At 35.4% G+C, this 16,430-nt stretch carries 16 protein-coding genes and 1 pseudogene; 2 read left to right on the forward strand and 15 right to left on the reverse strand.

The features are described 5' to 3' along the window. Positions 1 to 29 precede the first annotated feature (29 nt). Genes BAQ46_RS05755 through BAQ46_RS05770 form a run of 4 tightly spaced genes read right to left on the reverse strand, consistent with a single transcriptional unit; the run spans position 30 to position 6,460 of the window. Positions 30 to 719: a hypothetical protein gene (locus BAQ46_RS05755; RefSeq protein ID WP_061157476.1), complete on the reverse strand. Its 690-nt coding sequence runs from the start codon at positions 717 to 719 to the stop codon at positions 30 to 32. Beyond that, complete coding sequence (locus BAQ46_RS05760) at positions 712 to 2,388, reverse strand: tyrosine-type recombinase/integrase (protein ID WP_061157475.1); 1,677 nt, start codon at positions 2,386 to 2,388, stop codon at positions 712 to 714. The genes BAQ46_RS05755 and BAQ46_RS05760 overlap by 8 nt, the downstream gene beginning before the upstream one ends. A gap of 16 nt (positions 2,389 to 2,404) precedes the next feature. Then, the gene (locus tag BAQ46_RS05765; protein WP_061157474.1) at positions 2,405 to 5,140 is read right to left on the reverse strand and encodes a hypothetical protein; all 2,736 of its coding nucleotides are present in this window, start codon (positions 5,138 to 5,140) and stop codon (positions 2,405 to 2,407) included. Positions 5,141 to 5,161: 21 nt separating this feature from the next. Beyond that, positions 5,162 to 6,460 (reverse strand): hypothetical protein, encoded by a 1,299-nt coding sequence (locus tag BAQ46_RS05770; protein ID WP_061157473.1) that lies wholly within the window; start codon positions 6,458 to 6,460, stop codon positions 5,162 to 5,164. A gap of 257 nt (positions 6,461 to 6,717) precedes the next feature. Here BAQ46_RS05770 and dhaS point away from each other — a divergent pair. Then, positions 6,718 to 7,431 (forward strand): annotated as a pseudogene (gene dhaS, locus BAQ46_RS05775) (aldehyde dehydrogenase DhaS); the annotation flags it as partial. Positions 7,432 to 7,481: 50 nt separating this feature from the next. Here dhaS and fabG read toward each other — a convergent pair. Beyond that, positions 7,482 to 8,222 carry a 3-oxoacyl-ACP reductase FabG gene (gene fabG, locus BAQ46_RS05780; protein ID WP_000395021.1) on the reverse strand — a complete coding sequence of 247 codons (741 nt, stop codon included), beginning with the start codon at positions 8,220 to 8,222 and terminating at the stop codon, positions 7,482 to 7,484. Positions 8,223 to 8,505: 283 nt separating this feature from the next. Here fabG and BAQ46_RS05785 point away from each other — a divergent pair, with 283 nt between their 5' ends. Next, positions 8,506 to 8,655, forward strand: a complete 150-nt coding sequence (locus BAQ46_RS05785) for a YfhD family protein (RefSeq protein ID WP_001035808.1) — start codon at positions 8,506 to 8,508, stop codon at positions 8,653 to 8,655. A gap of 72 nt (positions 8,656 to 8,727) precedes the next feature. Here BAQ46_RS05785 and BAQ46_RS05790 read toward each other — a convergent pair whose 3' ends face one another. From BAQ46_RS05790 to moeA, 10 genes are all read right to left on the reverse strand, one after another. Continuing rightward, a complete protein-coding gene (locus BAQ46_RS05790) occupies positions 8,728 to 10,581 on the reverse strand; it encodes a terpene cyclase/mutase family protein (RefSeq protein ID WP_071741771.1) in 1,854 nt (617 codons plus the stop codon). 99 nt (positions 10,582 to 10,680) lie between these two features. Further along, positions 10,681 to 11,106 carry a divergent PAP2 family protein gene (locus BAQ46_RS05795; protein ID WP_000447815.1) on the reverse strand — a complete coding sequence of 142 codons (426 nt, stop codon included), beginning with the start codon at positions 11,104 to 11,106 and terminating at the stop codon, positions 10,681 to 10,683. 77 nt (positions 11,107 to 11,183) lie between these two features. After that, positions 11,184 to 12,125, reverse strand: coding sequence for an EamA family transporter RarD (gene rarD, locus BAQ46_RS05800; RefSeq protein WP_000535534.1), 942 nt, complete (start codon positions 12,123 to 12,125; stop codon positions 11,184 to 11,186). A 92-nt stretch (positions 12,126 to 12,217) separates the two neighbouring features. Further along, positions 12,218 to 12,466, reverse strand: coding sequence for a DUF1294 domain-containing protein (locus tag BAQ46_RS05805; RefSeq protein WP_000871337.1), 249 nt, complete (start codon positions 12,464 to 12,466; stop codon positions 12,218 to 12,220). Positions 12,467 to 12,625: 159 nt separating this feature from the next. Continuing rightward, positions 12,626 to 13,024, reverse strand: a complete 399-nt coding sequence (locus BAQ46_RS05810; protein ID WP_048557167.1) for a hypothetical protein — start codon at positions 13,022 to 13,024, stop codon at positions 12,626 to 12,628. A 42-nt stretch (positions 13,025 to 13,066) separates the two neighbouring features. Beyond that, positions 13,067 to 13,291, reverse strand: coding sequence for a hypothetical protein (locus tag BAQ46_RS05815; RefSeq protein ID WP_000227057.1), 225 nt, complete (start codon positions 13,289 to 13,291; stop codon positions 13,067 to 13,069). Between the two features lie 13 nt (positions 13,292 to 13,304). Next, positions 13,305 to 14,354 carry a P-loop NTPase gene (locus BAQ46_RS05820; protein ID WP_048557168.1) on the reverse strand — a complete coding sequence of 350 codons (1,050 nt, stop codon included), beginning with the start codon at positions 14,352 to 14,354 and terminating at the stop codon, positions 13,305 to 13,307. Positions 14,355 to 14,420: 66 nt separating this feature from the next. Further along, on the reverse strand, positions 14,421 to 14,657 hold the full coding sequence (moaD, locus tag BAQ46_RS05825) for a molybdopterin converting factor subunit 1 (RefSeq protein ID WP_071741772.1): 237 nt from the start codon (positions 14,655 to 14,657) through the stop codon (positions 14,421 to 14,423). A gap of 4 nt (positions 14,658 to 14,661) precedes the next feature. After that, positions 14,662 to 15,126: a molybdopterin synthase catalytic subunit MoaE gene (moaE, locus tag BAQ46_RS05830; protein ID WP_061131688.1), complete on the reverse strand. Its 465-nt coding sequence runs from the start codon at positions 15,124 to 15,126 to the stop codon at positions 14,662 to 14,664. Next, a complete protein-coding gene (gene moeA, locus BAQ46_RS05835) occupies positions 15,107 to 16,414 on the reverse strand; it encodes a molybdopterin molybdotransferase MoeA (protein WP_061131687.1) in 1,308 nt (435 codons plus the stop codon). Before moeA ends, moaE begins: the two co-directional genes overlap by 20 nt. Positions 16,415 to 16,430: the final 16 nt, after the last annotated feature.

Here is a 16,430-nt window from a genome sequence, read left to right on the forward strand (position 1 = left end):
CTTCGAAGGCGTTTTGATTCTTTTTTATGTTATTTTCTAAACTTACTTGCAAACGAAGACTTTACTGGCTTCTTATCGATTGGAAGAACCTTCGGCCCTTCTTGTACCTCTTCCTTCTCTTTAAACCCCTCTAGGAAAGCCGTAGGCTGTTCAAATGCTGTTTTCATGGCATAGTCCACTTTTTGGTTTACTTCTTCGTTAGCATGTCCCATGAGCGTTCTATACAGTCTATATACCACACCTTGTAGCTTGTCCTTACTTTCTTTTTCTTTTTTCAGATTGTCTTTCAGCTCATTGTGACTTTCTTGCAGTTTAGACAAATCTTTCTGTAATTTCTTCTCTCTGTCTAATGACTCATGAAATTGCTTTTCCATGAAGAGTAAATGCTTTAACAGATCGTCTTTATCTTTATATCTTTTATTGACCAAATCTACTACATTTGGCACTTTTACTTCTTTTCCGTTGGACACAGTTATGGTTTCACTAAAAACCTCATTTGCTTTTTCTACTTCCATTCGACCGAGACGACCTTCTTTTCTCCAAAATGCATCAGAGGTAGAAGCTGATATGACTCCTTGTTCATGAAGTTCATTCGCATAACGGTGAATCTCTGAAAAGCTAATATTCCCCATACCTTGTACATTTTCTCTAAACATCAAGATTACTTTTCGCACTTCTTCCTCAGTTAATTTTGATTTACGCCCCACTCTTTTAGTCATGTAACATTCTCCCTTCTTCCATTCCCTCTAACTTAGAACCTAGTAATGCCATTTTGTATATGTCACTCTGAATTTTATTTGCTTTCGTTTTTATCTTCGTTAACATTTCTGGATTTCTTCTTGATAGTTCGTCTTGTAGAAATTGTTTATTTAGGTTTTGTAGTGCTACTGTCATTTCATTTACATTGCTTTTCAATTCAAATATTTCCTTTTGAATTGTTTCTTTCTTTTCTAGGTACTCCTCTAGTGTGATTCCCCAGTGTGAACAGAAATAACAACGCTTTGATTCACATTTTTGTTCTTCATCTTTACAAAACCCTATTTTCATTTTGCGTTTAAAAGATTCTTCACTTGCATAAGCTTTCAGCTTTATTTCATCAAGAACATTCCCCACTTGTTTATTTGAGAGACTAGTATTTTTCACTTTTTTCATTAGCTTAAACACTTCACAATCCACCCAGTACTCTTTATGATTACTGTAATGTAATTGCGTTTGGATTGTTTTGTGTCCCCCTAGACGCGCAATTTCAACAGGGCTATACCCTTGCATCATTAACGAGACGAATGCTATATGTCTTGTATCATTCGTTCTAAGGTAATGTTCTTTTTCTATTTTAAAACCATAAACTTGTTCAATTGTTCTATAAAATCTTGGAATCAATGTTTCTAGGTTTCGTATATTAAATTGACTTGAATTTCTTTTCATATATCCTCGATTGTCATTAACAACACTCAAAATTGAACGATATGAAATCAGAGTATCTGTTTTTCCATACTGATTCGTTAAATCGATATAACGATTAATCAATTGATGCATTTCTTCGTCTACCGATACTTTGTCCATAATTTGTACTCTTCTTGCATTCTGTTTAATTCGCGGCAATTGTATATAAAATTTATCTCCGTCTACAACCAAGCAATCTCGTCCAATTAAACAAAACTCTGAAGCACGAAGTGGAATTATCGTTGTTAACCTCCACCATATTACCAGTGGATACACCGTCAGTAATTCCTTATCAAAATTTTCTTGATCTACAAATCTTTCCATCAAGGCTTCAAAATGTTTTTCTAGATAATAAGAAAACGTTAATACATATTGTGAAGAAGGCAATTTTCTTATATTACTTTTAAGTTTAGGCATTTTGTCTTTTAATTCCACAAGTTGAGGAATATAATCATCACCTATCTCTAAGTCAGCATAATCAAAGAAATTACACAATACGTCTACAAAATCTCGTCTATAATTATGACTTAGTTCCCCAAATTCGATAAAATCTACTAAATTTTTTATTTCTGTTATTTGAAACCCTTTCGTCACTTCGAATCCATTGGAAAAATGAAGCAAACAATGAGTTGCTGTTTCTTTGTATTTATCAATAAGGTTGACAATCCAGCATTTCACAATCGTTTTAAATTCTTTTGGTAATTTATGATTAAATTGTGCAGAATCAAATTGACTAAAGTTATAACTGTTGTAACTTTCACTATATAAAAGTCTACTAACTACCCAATGATCGTCTTCAAATTCACCACGAAGCCAACGATTTTCTTTTTCTAATTTTTCTACAATTTCTTTAGCTTCAATAACGCTTCGTTTTAAATCAAATCCCTCGTCAGAAAAAACATCTATATCAAGTTCTATTTCTTTTACTGTATCCATTACAGACATAATAGTTCCCCCTGTACTACGATAAATATTTTGGATTGTATGTTAGATACATCTCAAAATCTTCACCCGTTTTTGTTTGTACTTCCCCAATCAAATCTACTAATTCGTTATATTCTTCTTTTCCTCTTTCAAAGAAATGAAATACTTCCTCTTCCCCAAACTTCTGCATGGCACGATGTAAATGGTCTAAATCCTTGTATAATACGTTCATAAGGCGTGTTTTTTCGCCTTCAAAGGTATTTGGGTCGAAATCTTTAACAAACTCCAAAATGGACGTTTTAAAACCTTCTACGAGAGAAGAGAGTGAATAAAAGTTTGGAATAGCGAATGGGCAATCCTTACAAGATTCCAAATGTGGTTTTTGACAGTTTGGAGAAACAAGACATTGGTAATTTTCTTCGTTACTTGTCAAGGCATTAACTTGCAAGTCAAACATTAAATCTGTGACCTCATCCAATCCCATACTGAAAATTTGATCCGCTACTTTTTTTCGTTCCGCTAAAGTCCTATTTATAAATCCAGCAGTTGCTTCTAGTTTATGAATACCACCAAACGTTGTTTGTAGTGCTACTATTTCTTGCGTCCTTTGATTTCTATCTTTGGTATCCCCAAGTAAAATATCAGCCATTAAATCAGGTATATAACCAAAACTTTTTCTGTCAAACAAACTCTCACTTAGTTCATCCAATTCATGTTGCGGAATCACAAGATAAATATTAGTAGTTTCAAAATTCTCGTGTGCTCTAAGTCGTTGAGCTATCTTTAACGCTGCGCTACCTTTCCCTTTTTTTACAAGAACCATATATATCAATACTAATATTGTACGATTCATTTTTCGGCTTTGAAATTGAAAATCTTTTATTTCAAAGTTTTCGAAGAAAGTATTATGTGCTTTTTTACTGAAAATATCATCTTTTATGCCAAAATCTATAATTTTTGTTTCAGTAATTTCTGACGTAATGACAAGACTTGTCCGTTTAGCAATAATCGAACAAATAACAGCCGCTGTTGCAAATGGAACAACTAACTCCTTTGGACAATTGAAACGATTAACTGCACCTGTTTTGTTTGTTGTTAAATTTTTTCGTTTGATTTGATTAATAACCGCATTCGCTTCTTCTTCTGTCAAATCTCTTGCTTTTAATGTTTCTAAAGATTCAATTCCAACCGAATTGAAATCAACCATTGGCATGTCCATTATATCTCCATGTCGCCAGGCATTGCCCAAATGAGCCAACACATATAGCCAAGCAGAAGCGTAATACGATATTCCCTTTTTAGACTTACCTGCTATAATCTTTTCTGCATCAATAATAGCTTTATGTTTATGTTCCTCTTTTTGGACATAATCATATACTTTTATGTACTCGTCATACTCATATACTTCTTTTGGTTGCTCCACAGCTTCATATTTATAAGGATTAATAATCCTATCCATATCAAATGTCTTTTTTCGTTCCTCTTTTTTCTTTAAATACACAACCAGCTTCGCATGAAACTCTTTTAAGAAACTATATAAATATTGTTGTGTTGCCACCCCTATTGAACTATTAAATAATTTAAGATTGATTTCATTTGAAGTGAACGAATATAATTCTTTTTCTAGCGTTAAGTTTGCTAAAAGTTCCGTACAATCAACATAAGTTCTTATTAAAGTTCTCCTAGACTTTTTAGTACTTGTGGATAGCGATAACTTTTCTTTGCAATATGAATACCATTCTCGTTCTGTATATGGACTATTTCCAGAAAAAGAAATTTCTCTCAATTCCAACCATTCCTCAAATGCTTTTATTGATGTTTTTTCCAAAAGAATTCTTTTTATTTTATCTTGCATATCAAGCTTGTTTTTATATTCTCGTACTTCTTCCACTGAGTAAACATATTCTGCTATCGTTCGAAAAACATACCTTATAAGGGCAGTTGTTTTTATTGGTGTGAATGTTTCCGTATGCTTTCTAACTTTCACACCACAAACTTCTTTAATTTTACTTGCAGAACAGTATTTTTCTTTGATTTCCTCCATCTTTTCAACAAGTCCATCAATAACCTTTTTGGAGTAATAAACCTTCTTACTACTTAATTTTAATGGTTCTATTCCTTCCTCATCAGCAATAGACCGAAATACATGCCCTGTCATTCCATGAACAGCCTGTGCTTCCTCTAACGTATAATAATCTTCTAGGTTCTCATTAAACATTTCAAAACATTTAACATCCTCTACTCGATAATACGAAACCTCTCTAGTAAGACGTATTTTTTTTAGATTGTACCGTCTATCTACGATATCAAATTGCATATGATTTATATTGTATTTTTTTGCTATTTCAGCGTTACTTATATGAGTTTCAACAAAATGAAGAAATTGCTCTTTATTCACATATAAAAAGGCTTTATTGAATCCTTTTTCTAAATATTTATACTGAATTTTTTCTGAATTACAAAGAGTAATTATTTGATTTATCTTTTTTCTACCCGCTTCACTATTCCCCGTAAGCGTTATTTTATATCCAAGTATTTTAGCAACTTCTTTTTCAGATAAATAATTTTTTTCCATGTCTTCTATTTTGGTCATCAAATTATCTAATTCACTTACATTAAAAAAAGTTGAATTCATTCCATTATCTGCTCTACCTTCTTTTGTAGTAAGGTGTCCTTCTTTAATCCAATGTTTGAAACCATGATTGTGTTTTGAAATCTTCCCATATTTTCCACATTTAATTGCTTTTGTTTTTGTAATCCATCCTTGTTCCACTAATTCCCCCGCCTTATAATTTTATAATTTTTTCTTCCATTTCTTCACTTGTTCATAATCAATAACCCCTAATTTTTCAGTAGGGTATTTTTTAAACTCATCTACAGCCTGTTGAATTTGTTCTGTTGTGAGCGTTTGGTCAATGTATGACATAGCAGAAGACAGATTTCGATCACCACGCGCAATCGCTAACTGTGTAGGGGTAAATCCCATATCAATTAGCATGTTTGTGAACACTCCTCGACCAATATGTGTTGACCAAAACGTATCCGCTAAAAGGTCATAATCTTTATGTCCCATTAACGATTCAAGAAATACCTTTTTCACTTTCTGAAAACGTCGATCATACACTTTTCCTGACATTGTTTCTCCGTCACCGTCAAGGAACAAAGCACTATGATTCTTACACTTCCCACTCTTAATCATGTAATCTAGTCTTTTTTGATGTTTTCGATATACTTCCCAAACAAGATCATTATCTAAAATCGTTTGCCGACACATATCTGTTTGTAAATAGTTCAATCTTTTTGGGTTCTCCGTTTTCGTGTCCTTTAGACGAGAAAAGAATTTGTTACGATTATCTTTGACTTGGACTTCCATTGATTCGCCTTCGCTTACAATCAAATCCCCTCTAGAAACATTAACAACTTCCCCTCTTCTCAATCCTCCAAAAAACTGAAAACACAGTCCTAAAGCTATATCTTCTGCAACGTCCATAGCTGTTTGAATGAAGTGGGTTGTTAATTGTTTTCGATCTTCTCCAAAATCCTTTAGCTTTGCCACTTTTCTTTTACTTGTTTCTCGTGAAGGAAATCTTGTTCCTAATGCTGGTTCTCTAAATATTGAACGATAAATAGTATCACCATTAAAATTCTTTTTCCCCTCTAAAGGAAAAGCTTCTTCTATCCAATTCATTTTTTTCAAAAACACATAAAATGCCGAAAGGTATTTCTCATAATATTCTACTGTTGTTTTTTGCAATCCCTCCAGGGAACAATGTGTCAGATATTGACTACCATGTTTGCGTTCTAATCCATTTATCCCCTTACCTTTCATATCCACAAACTCTTCATGTCCCTCTTCAATCTTTTGTAGACAAAAATTCAAGAAACGACATACTACCCTTGCAGGTGCATCAGAACTATTTAATGATCTTCCATAAAACTCGTACTGTCTTTTTATGAACTCTGTTATAGGATGTGGATATACAATACCTGTACTTTCTTCTAGCACACTTATTGTAATCACTTTTATATTTCTCATTTTCCCTCTAATCATTTCATTTACAGTAGTTTCTTTACTCACAAATTTATAATCCATTACTTCATTCACTTCCCCTTATTCATAAAAGAAATTCTCCCTATGTACTCTCTTTTATTTTTGTTTAATATGATTACTTTTACCACTTTCTTTTCTCTGAAATAACACCTAACTCTATCTTATTTTATTACTCCTATTTTGTCCAATAAAATGTATATTGGGCTATTTTAAAAATACCCCTTTATTCCTTTTATATCAATACTTCTTTTATCCTCTTTTAAATATATTTTGTATTGTGACCAATAACGTGTATATAAGAAACATTAAAGCGTGTTACACTTGAGTTAGGCGGTAAATCACCAAATATCATCTTGCCAGATGCTGATTTATCTCGCGCGATTCCTGGTGCACTTTCTGGTGTTATGTTTAACCAAGGACAAGTATGCTCTGCTGGATCACGTTTATTTGTTCCGAAGAAAATGTATGATAATGTCATGGCTGACCTTGTCCTTTACTCTAAAAAATTAAATCAAGGTGCTGGCTTAAGTCCAGAAACTACAATCGGTCCTCTCGTTTCCGAAGAACAACAAAAACGTGTAATGGGCTACATCGAAAAAGGGATTGAAGAAGGTGCTGAAGTACTTTGCGGAGGAAGTAATCCATTTGATCAAGGCTACTTCGTTTCTCCTACAGTATTCGCTGACGTAAATGATGAAATGACGATTGCAAAAGAAGAAATTTTCGGTCCAGTTATTTCTGCTATACCGTTTAACGATATTGATGAAGTAATTGAACGTGCAAATAAATCACAATTCGGCTTAGCAGCTGGTGTGTGGACAGAAAATGTTAAAACAGCACACTACGTTGCAAGTAAAGTACGTGCTGGTACAGTATGGGTAAACTGTTATAACGTCTTTGATGCAGCATCTCCATTTGGAGGATTTAAACAATCCGGTCTTGGCCGTGAAATGGGATCTTATGCATTAAATAACTATACAGAAGTGAAGAGCGTTTGGCTTAACTTAAATTAAAGAGAAAGAACCTGACCTATCCGGTCAGGTTCTTTTCATTATGTATGTCTTTAAACTTGCAGTCCCCCGCTCACATTTAATACTTCTCCTGTAATATAGGATGCGTATTCTGATGCTAAGAAGGCAGCTGCGTTCGCAATATCTTCTGGCGTTCCAATTCTACCAACCGGAATCGCGCCGACCATCTTTTCTTTCACTTTATCTGGTATCGTTTTTGTCATATCTGTATCCATAAATCCTGGGCAAATCGCATTACACGTAATACCGAAATTTCCAACTTCCTTCGCTGCCGTTTTCGTTAAACCTACAACGCCTGCCTTCGTAGCTGCATAGTTTGCTTGACCTATGTTTCCTTCTCTACTAATTGAAGATATATTAATAATACGTCCATACCCTTGTTGTCTCATGTAAAGCAGCGCTGGTTGCATACAATAAAAAACTCCAGTTAAGTTCACTTGTAATACTTGTTCCCAAGCAGACTTCTCCATTTTATGTAACATTGCATCCCTTGTAATCCCAGCGTTATTCACCAAAATATGTAATGTCCCGAATTTTTGAACGGCATATTCAATTAACGACTTTGCTTCATTTTGATTACTCACATCACATCGATATAAGCTCACTTCATATCCTTCATCCAAGAACTCACGTGTCGTTTTTTGTAATTTTTCTTCATTTACATCACTAATTAATACTTTCGCCCCTAGTTTTGCATACACCCTTGCAATCTCTTTTCCAATTCCCTGTGCAGCTCCTGTTACAACAGCTGTTTTCCCGTTTAAAAACTCCATACCTATCCCCCATTTCTATTACTTATACTGTATATTTCGGTTTTTTACTTTCCAATTCCTCTTTGTATAAAAAAGTCTATTTGTGTCAAACTAACTTTGCAACGTCGCATAAAGTGAAACTTTAATCAGTGGGGATTTTCTTCATCCCCACTGATTATCAGCCCTCACCAATCGGACTTTTATGGGCAGCCCGTCCCCCCTAACTTCTTTGCTTTCACTGAATTTTAAGGTGGGGGTCTTACTGCCCATTAAAGCGGGATAAAGTGCAAGGAGATTGTGTCGAATGAACAAAAAAAATTTCAAACAAAACAAAGCTACTGATGGCATTGATGTAGAGTTCTCTCGTGAACTTGCTGACCACAATGACTTAGAAGCAAACGCACGTGCAAATGCCGCTGATGCACGTCAAAAACGCCAGTCAACTGAAAAATAAGGAAAGCACAACCTTATTCTTTTCAACAGGGACCTACTACCCAACAAAATAAACCGAGAGATATCTCTCGGTTTATTTTCTATATTTTTTTGTATAATGTGCCAAAGTAAGTAGCGGATAAATTTGGGCATAGCTATGATAACGAATATAAAACCCACCAGGTAAACCTGTTCCAGTAGGATATTTTTCATTCACATAAGGATTCGCAAGCAAATATGAAATGCCTTTTCGAATAGCTGGCGTTTCTGTATCATAGTAAGAAATGAGAGCATCTAACGCCCATGCTGTTTGAGATGGTGTACTAAATGGTAAAGTAATGAATCTTTTCTCCATACTACTTTGGCATGATTCTCCCCATCCACCATCTTCATGCTGTATATGTTCAAGCCATAAAGCTGCTCGTTTCAATGATGGATTGTTAGATGGAATTCCGAGTGACCGTAAACCTGTCATAACAGCCCACGTACCATATATATAACAAATCCCCCATTTCCCATACCATGATCCATTTTCCTCTTGTGCATTCATTAACCAATTTATCGCACTTTGTTTTTGTTTCTCAGGTAATTCATTTTGCGTATATGTCCCGAAAAGCTCTAACACTCTTCCTGTAATATCTGGTGTGGAAGGATCTGTAATCATATCACTTGCATTTTCGATTGGTAAATTTGCTAATAATTTGCTCGTCACACCTTTTTCAAACGCTCCCCAGCCCCCATCATTATTTTGTAATCCTTTAACCCAATCAATCCCTTTCTGCCAAGCATTATTTACCTTTTCATTCTCTCTACTTCTTGCCAACACTCTTAGTACAGCAGTTGTATCATCAACATCTGGAACTGTCGTATTTACATCCGAAAAACCCCAACCGCCAGGAATAAGTGCGGGAGCATGTACGCTCCAATCAGCTTTTTTTGTATGCTGTTTTTTTAATAAATATGTTATTGTCTGTTGAATCATCTTGTGATCTTTCGGAACTTGTGCCTCTTGTAACGCATAGCTGAGTAAAGCCGTATCCCATACAGTTGAAGGAGAGTTTTGCAAGTGACTCCCTCTTTCCATCTTCCATATATAAGATGTTATACCAGCTATAGCCTTTTGAATCATTGATGATTGAAGAGAATGCCCTAACGCAAGTAAAGCATAAATCATATAAAACGAGGCAGTTGCGTAACTATATAACGTTCCATTTTCATCAATACGCTCTTTCATGAAACGTTCGACTTCCTCATATCCTTTATGATGTAACGAAAGTGGATACGAGATAATTTGTTTTACATCACTTAATAACGTTTGAAACAAAGGAGACCGATCCTCCCGAAACCATTCTCCGCCCCCGCCCGCAATGTGATTTAAATTTGGCAATAACTTTTTCCCTACTCGAAATCTTTTATTTAAACACACCATCATCGGAATTAAATGGATACGTGCTGAGCTACTCAATTCAAATATACTGAGGGGGGAATCATTCTGTAGAAACATGATTGGTGTTGGTACATGAAAGAGTGAAGGATATTCATATTCTCCATGAATTGCTAATAAAAACTTTGTCATAAAATGAGCACGCGCCACGCCTCCGCGTTCCTTAATGAAATTTTCCGCTCGCTTCATATTCGCATCTTCTTTTGTATATTTTTGCGAAGCAAGTAAGGCGGCATAAGATTGAATGGTAGCTGATAAATTACCTCCCACTTCATCTTCATACAATTTCCACGTTCCTTCATTTGTTTGAAGTGATGCTAACCTTTTTACAAACGGTTCTATCTCTTTATCTCTACCTAATAATTTTAATAAAAAAATCATATGGCAATCTGTTAATGGAGCTCCTTCAAAACAAAATCGCCACGTACCATCTTGCCGTTGCATCGTTTGAAGTGCAGTTGCTCTTCTCGCTATTTCTTCATGCACTTTTTCATATAATAACAAGTTACTCACCCACCCTTTCGAAATCCGTATAACGATATTCAAGAAAGTAGCTGAATATGTATGAATACAAAGAAAAGCAGAACATATAAGATGCTCTGCTTATAAACAATATCCTACTCCGACAATAATCCCTAATAAAGCACCAACTACTACTTCATACGGCGTATGCCCGACAAGTTCATTTAACTTCTTATATTCTGTTTGTCTACCGTGAAAAAACTCATTCAATATTTTCGCCTGTTTACTTACTGCAAGCCTTACTCCTGAAGCGTCATACATAACTATAATGGCAAAAATAGCAGCAATTGCAAATAAAGTACTTTCCACACCTTCCACAACGCCAACACCTGTCGCCAGTGCTGTAACAGTTGAAGCATGAGAACTTGGCATCCCACCTGAAGCGAAAAACTTTGCAAAATCAAATTCACCCGTTTTAAATAATTTAAAGACTACTTTCGTTAATTGTGCTAAAAACCATGAAATTACAGCGGCCATAAGCGGATCGTTATGTAAAATCGTTTCCACGTTCTCAGCTCCCTACTAGCTATAATGGAAATCCTATAGTATCAGTATAAAGAAAAATGCGTAGAAAATACTACGCATTACGATACTTTTGCTGATTTATTTTTTATAAATTTCGGTTGTTTCTGCACCAAGAACTTTGTTTTCGCTACCGAGAATACAACTAATGCAACCCATATACAGAAAAATGCAATCATATGAGTAGATGTGAAATGTTCACCAAATACGAATACACCTAAAATCAAACTAATTGTTGGTGCAATATATTGTAAAAAACCTACCATATAAAGCGGAATAAGTTGGGCTCCTTTTGCAAAATAAAAAAGTGGCAATGCTGTAACAATGCCCGCTCCTATTAATAGTAATGTCGATGACATTGAGATCGAGCCAAATGAGCCGAAACCATGTACTCCTGTCATTACTAAATAAATAATCGCAAACGGCGTTACTAACATCGTTTCCATCGTAAGTCCAATTGTCGCATCATAGTTTAACATTTTTTTTGTTAATCCATATAATCCAAATGAAAGGGCAAGTGATAAAGAAACCCACGGAATAGCCCCGAAACGTACTGTTAAAATGATAACCCCTACTCCAGCTAAACCAACTGCAACGTATTGCCAAAAGTTTAACTTTTCCTTTAAAACGACTGTACCAAGTAAAATACTAATAAGCGGATTAATATAATAGCCAAGACTTGCTTCAATAACATGATTATGATTAACGGCCCATATGTAGACAAACCAGTTTCCGCTAATCAAGACTGAAGCTATTGTTAATGACATTAATAATTTAGGTCGTTTAAAAAGATTCACGAACTCTCCAATAAACTGACGAAATCTCTTCGTAACACCTAATACGATTAACATAAACACGAACGCCCAAACGATGCGGTGTGCTAATATTTCATCTGCTGGAACTTCCTCAACCCATTTCCAATAGATTGGTAGTATTCCCCACATCGTATACGCACCAGCCGCATATATAATCCCTTTTTTTTGCTCTGCTGATTGACTCCCCATCTTCCTTTTTCTCCTCTTCTCATTTTTTCTCCATTATACGTTCCCACGTGCTCACTTTACCAATAATCAATCTGCATTTCTTTCGACATTTCTCATACAACGAATAATAAACATACCGTTATTACAACAAGTAACGGTATGCCGAAAACAAATTTCTTTTTATGAGTTTTATGATGAAACATATACATACCGATCCAAGCTCCAACTGCTCCCCCAGCTGCTGCTGATAAAAACAACGTACTTTCTGGCGTTCTCCACTGTTTCTTCTTCGCTTTCCGTTTATCAAGCCCCATAAGGCTAAAAGCTATAACATTAATAAGAATAAAATAAATCCATTTCATCGCTTTCTCTCCCTATGAAAAATTCGCTTAATGGTAACATGAAAAAACGATGGAAACAACTGAAGAACACTTTTTATTAATTCGTTACCTTCATATTTACATAGCCAATCAAAAGACTAATTATAGCTATTAAATAGAAAGATGTTATGGGCAAGATCCTTATATTTCATTCCCTTCACCCACTACCATAGCATCAAAAAAACTTCTCTCAATCACTTTTTCATCAAAGTGAAGAACTACAATTAGCCCTACATATAAAGAAACGAAATTTAAAAACCATTCCCCATTATCATCCTTATTAGCTAAGCATTTAAATATCTCTTGAAATTGCATACGCTCGTCTATAGCAACAACCGGTCGCACACCAAAATATTTCAATACGAAATGTAAATCAAGCTGCACGGATAAGGATAAAATATATTTTAATAACTCCGTATAATGAGCAACATTTTTTTGACTATATAGCTTCACGAGCTTTTGATGTAAATGAGCAATCGATAATTCTTCATCAGTCATTTTTGTTGCTTCTATCGTTTCAATCATCTTCTTCATATTCATTACATTTACCCCTCCTGTTACAAAACAAAAGCCAAAGCTTATTTATTTTATAATCAGCAATAATTGAGTATTTCTCGTCTCTCTTTCTTCTTCACTAACTAAGTCATACTTTTTTAGAAGATGAAAGACATCATTTAATATTTCTTGTGAGTGATTACCTTGCAAAAAATTTTTTAATCCTTTAAAAATCTCTTCAGATAAAAAACTCTTTTGACTTTCAAGTTTATTCATTACATCTTCAATAGAATGATCGATATTACACACCATAAAAATCCCTCCTCTATCCTTTATAAATAATATCTTCTGCTAACGATGTAAACACTTCTCCAACAAGAGAATCTTCATCATATACAGATGAACCGCTATTTTCTTCACGTTTTGCAAAAGGTACTTGTGCGATTACTTCTGTTTGCAATTGTTCTGCTAACATTTCGCCGCCGCCTTTTCCAAACAGATAATTTTTCGATCCATCTTGTTCTTCATAATAAGCCATATTTTCCACAATACCTAAAATCTCGTGTTTCGTATGTTTTGCCATTACGCCTACTCTAGATGCTACGAATGAAGCTACATTATGTGGTGTTGTAACGATAATTTCTTTCGCCTGCGGAATCATTGCTGCAACATCAATAGCAACATCTCCTGTACCAGGTGGTAAATCAAGAAGTAAATAATCTAATTCTCCCCAGTGCGTATTCGCAAGGAAATTTTGAATCCATTTATTTAACATCGGTCCGCGCCACATAACCGGATTATTTCCTTCTGTAAAAAATCCCATAGACATAATTTTAACACCGTGACTAATAACTGGAATTGCTGTTTGATCAATCATCGTTGGTTTTTGATTCGTTTCCATCATAGCTGGAATGCTAAAACCATATATATCTGCATCTAATATCCCCACTTTTTTGCCCATACGAGCTAAAGCCGTTGCAAGATTAATTGTTACAGTTGATTTTCCGACTCCACCTTTTCCGCTCGTTACAGTAAGAAATTGTACTCCTGAATCAGGACGAAGCATGCTTGGCATACCAGTTTCTGTTCTAGTATTTTTCTTTAACTTCTCTGTTAAGACTGCACGTTCTTCTTTTGTCATAGAACCGAATGTTAAATCTACTTTTGATGCACCAATTGCGTAAAGTGATTCTTCAATATCTTGTTGAATTTTTGCTTTTAACGGACATCCTTGAATCGTTAGCACTACTTCAAGTTTAACCTCTGTTCCATTCATTTGTATATTTCTAACCATGTTTAACTCCACAATACTTTTGTGTAATTCTGGATCCTCTACATGTTTTAACGCATTCATTATTTGTTCTTGAGTAAGCATAGAACTCATCCCTTCTCGTATTCGAATTTATATATAGCATCTTCTTATCGTTTCAAGAAACGCTTATTATCCACCACTAACAGGCGGGATGAATGCGACAATATCTCCAGCTTGTATCATCTCTTCATTCGTTACAAACTCTTCATTAACAGCCACCATCACTCTATCAAGCGATTGTAAACTATAGTTTGCTTTGAGCCATTCTTTTAATTGCTGCACAGTCATTTCTTGTTTTTCGGAAATTACGAATCGATCTAACCCGACTTCCTCACGCAAATTTGCAAACAGTAAAATTGTAATCATTTTCTCATTCTTCCTTCTTCGGTTTTCCTGCTGGATATGGTGTATTTTCAAGTTGATCGCCAATCCACATCGTCCCATCTTCCCAAAATTCTTTTTTCCATATTGGGACGATTCGCTTTATACGTTCAATTGCGTATTCATTCGCTTCATAAGCTACTTTGCGATGCGGTGATGAAACTGCGATGACTACCGCAATATCCATTATTTCTAGCCGGCCTACTCGGTGCGTAATTGCTATTTTTGCGTCCGGCCATCTTTCACTAATTTCTTCACCAATTCTCATAAGTTGTTTTACTGCCATCGTTTCATATGCTTCATACTCTAAATGTAGCGTTCGTCTTCCTTTTGTTAATTCTCTCACTGTACCAATAAAAGTTGTAATCGCACCTGCGTCTCTTCTTGCAACCTTATTTGTTACTTCTTCAACTACAATCGGTATATCTACAATTTCAAATAGCACTTGTCCCATTAGAATCACCTCTCACTTTATAAAATGTCCAAGGCCATTCACTACCTTCGTTATCTTCCAACAAGAGAACATCTACGAACATATCTTTTTTATACCCTCTCGTACCACCTGGAAGTACAATAAATATATTTGTCTCTGCTAGAGAAGAAACTGAGCTAGATTTATCAAACCCTGACGGATAAGCGATTAACTGCCCTTCGTTATATGTTAGTTTTCCTCGTACAAATCTTGTAAATGGATTTGGCTTTAAAAAGTCTTCTCCTAATAACGCTTTTTCTCTTTTTACATGTGCTTTTTCACTAAACATATACGTTCGAATACAAGGTCTTACAAACAATTCAAATCCTACGTAACAAGCAGATGGATTTCCTGATAAACCGAATAATAACTTGCCATTTAATTGCGCTACAGTCGTAACACTTCCTGGCCTCATTGCAACTTTATTGAAAAGAACTGATGCACCTAATTTTTCATATATAGCTGGCAAATAATCGTAATCCCCTACTGATACACCACCTGTTGTAATGAGCATATCTACTTGGCTTATTGCTTCTTTTACAGCCGTAAAACACGTATAAAAATCATCGCTAAACTTCCCAAAATACTTTACTCTTCCGCCTGCTCTTCGGATTTGAGACAATATCATATACGTATTACTATTTCGGATTTTCCCTGGCTGTAATGAATCGTTTACATCCAGTAATTCACTGCCAGTCGCTAATAGTCCAACTACAGGCTTTCTCGCAACTGGCACCTCGCTATACCCAAACGTAGCAAGAAGAGCTGAAATGCCTGGATGAATGTATGTTCCTTTCTTTGCAAGAACCGTTCCTTTACGAGCATCTTCACCTTGAAAAGAAATATTATCGCCCGTTTTGAATGACCGTTTCAATTCCATATACTTACTGCCAGCCTCCTCATATTGACGGGTCAGCTCTAGCATAACAACTGCATCACATCCACTCGGAATCTGTGCTCCCGTCATAATTCGAACTGCTTGAAACGGACCTACTTTCTCATCGAATAGCGATCCTGCACCAATTTCACCCACTACTTCAAATACAATTGGCGTTTCATAACTTGCTAAATTCGTATCTTCTGCTCTAATAGCAAACCCGTCATACGGTGAACGATTAAATGACGGCACATCATGGTCAGCTACTAAATCCTCTGCTAATATACGTCCGTAAGCTAATTCAATAGGTAGTAGCTCCTTTAAGCCGTTATGAGCAAATCCCATCACTTTACGAACAGCCTCTTCAACTGTGATTGGTACTCTTCTTTCCATTGTTGACAACCCTTTC

Origin of the sequence: Bacillus paranthracis, from assembly GCF_001883995.1 — a bacterium.
GTDB classification, from domain to species: Bacteria; Bacillota; Bacilli; order Bacillales; family Bacillaceae_G; genus Bacillus_A; species Bacillus_A paranthracis.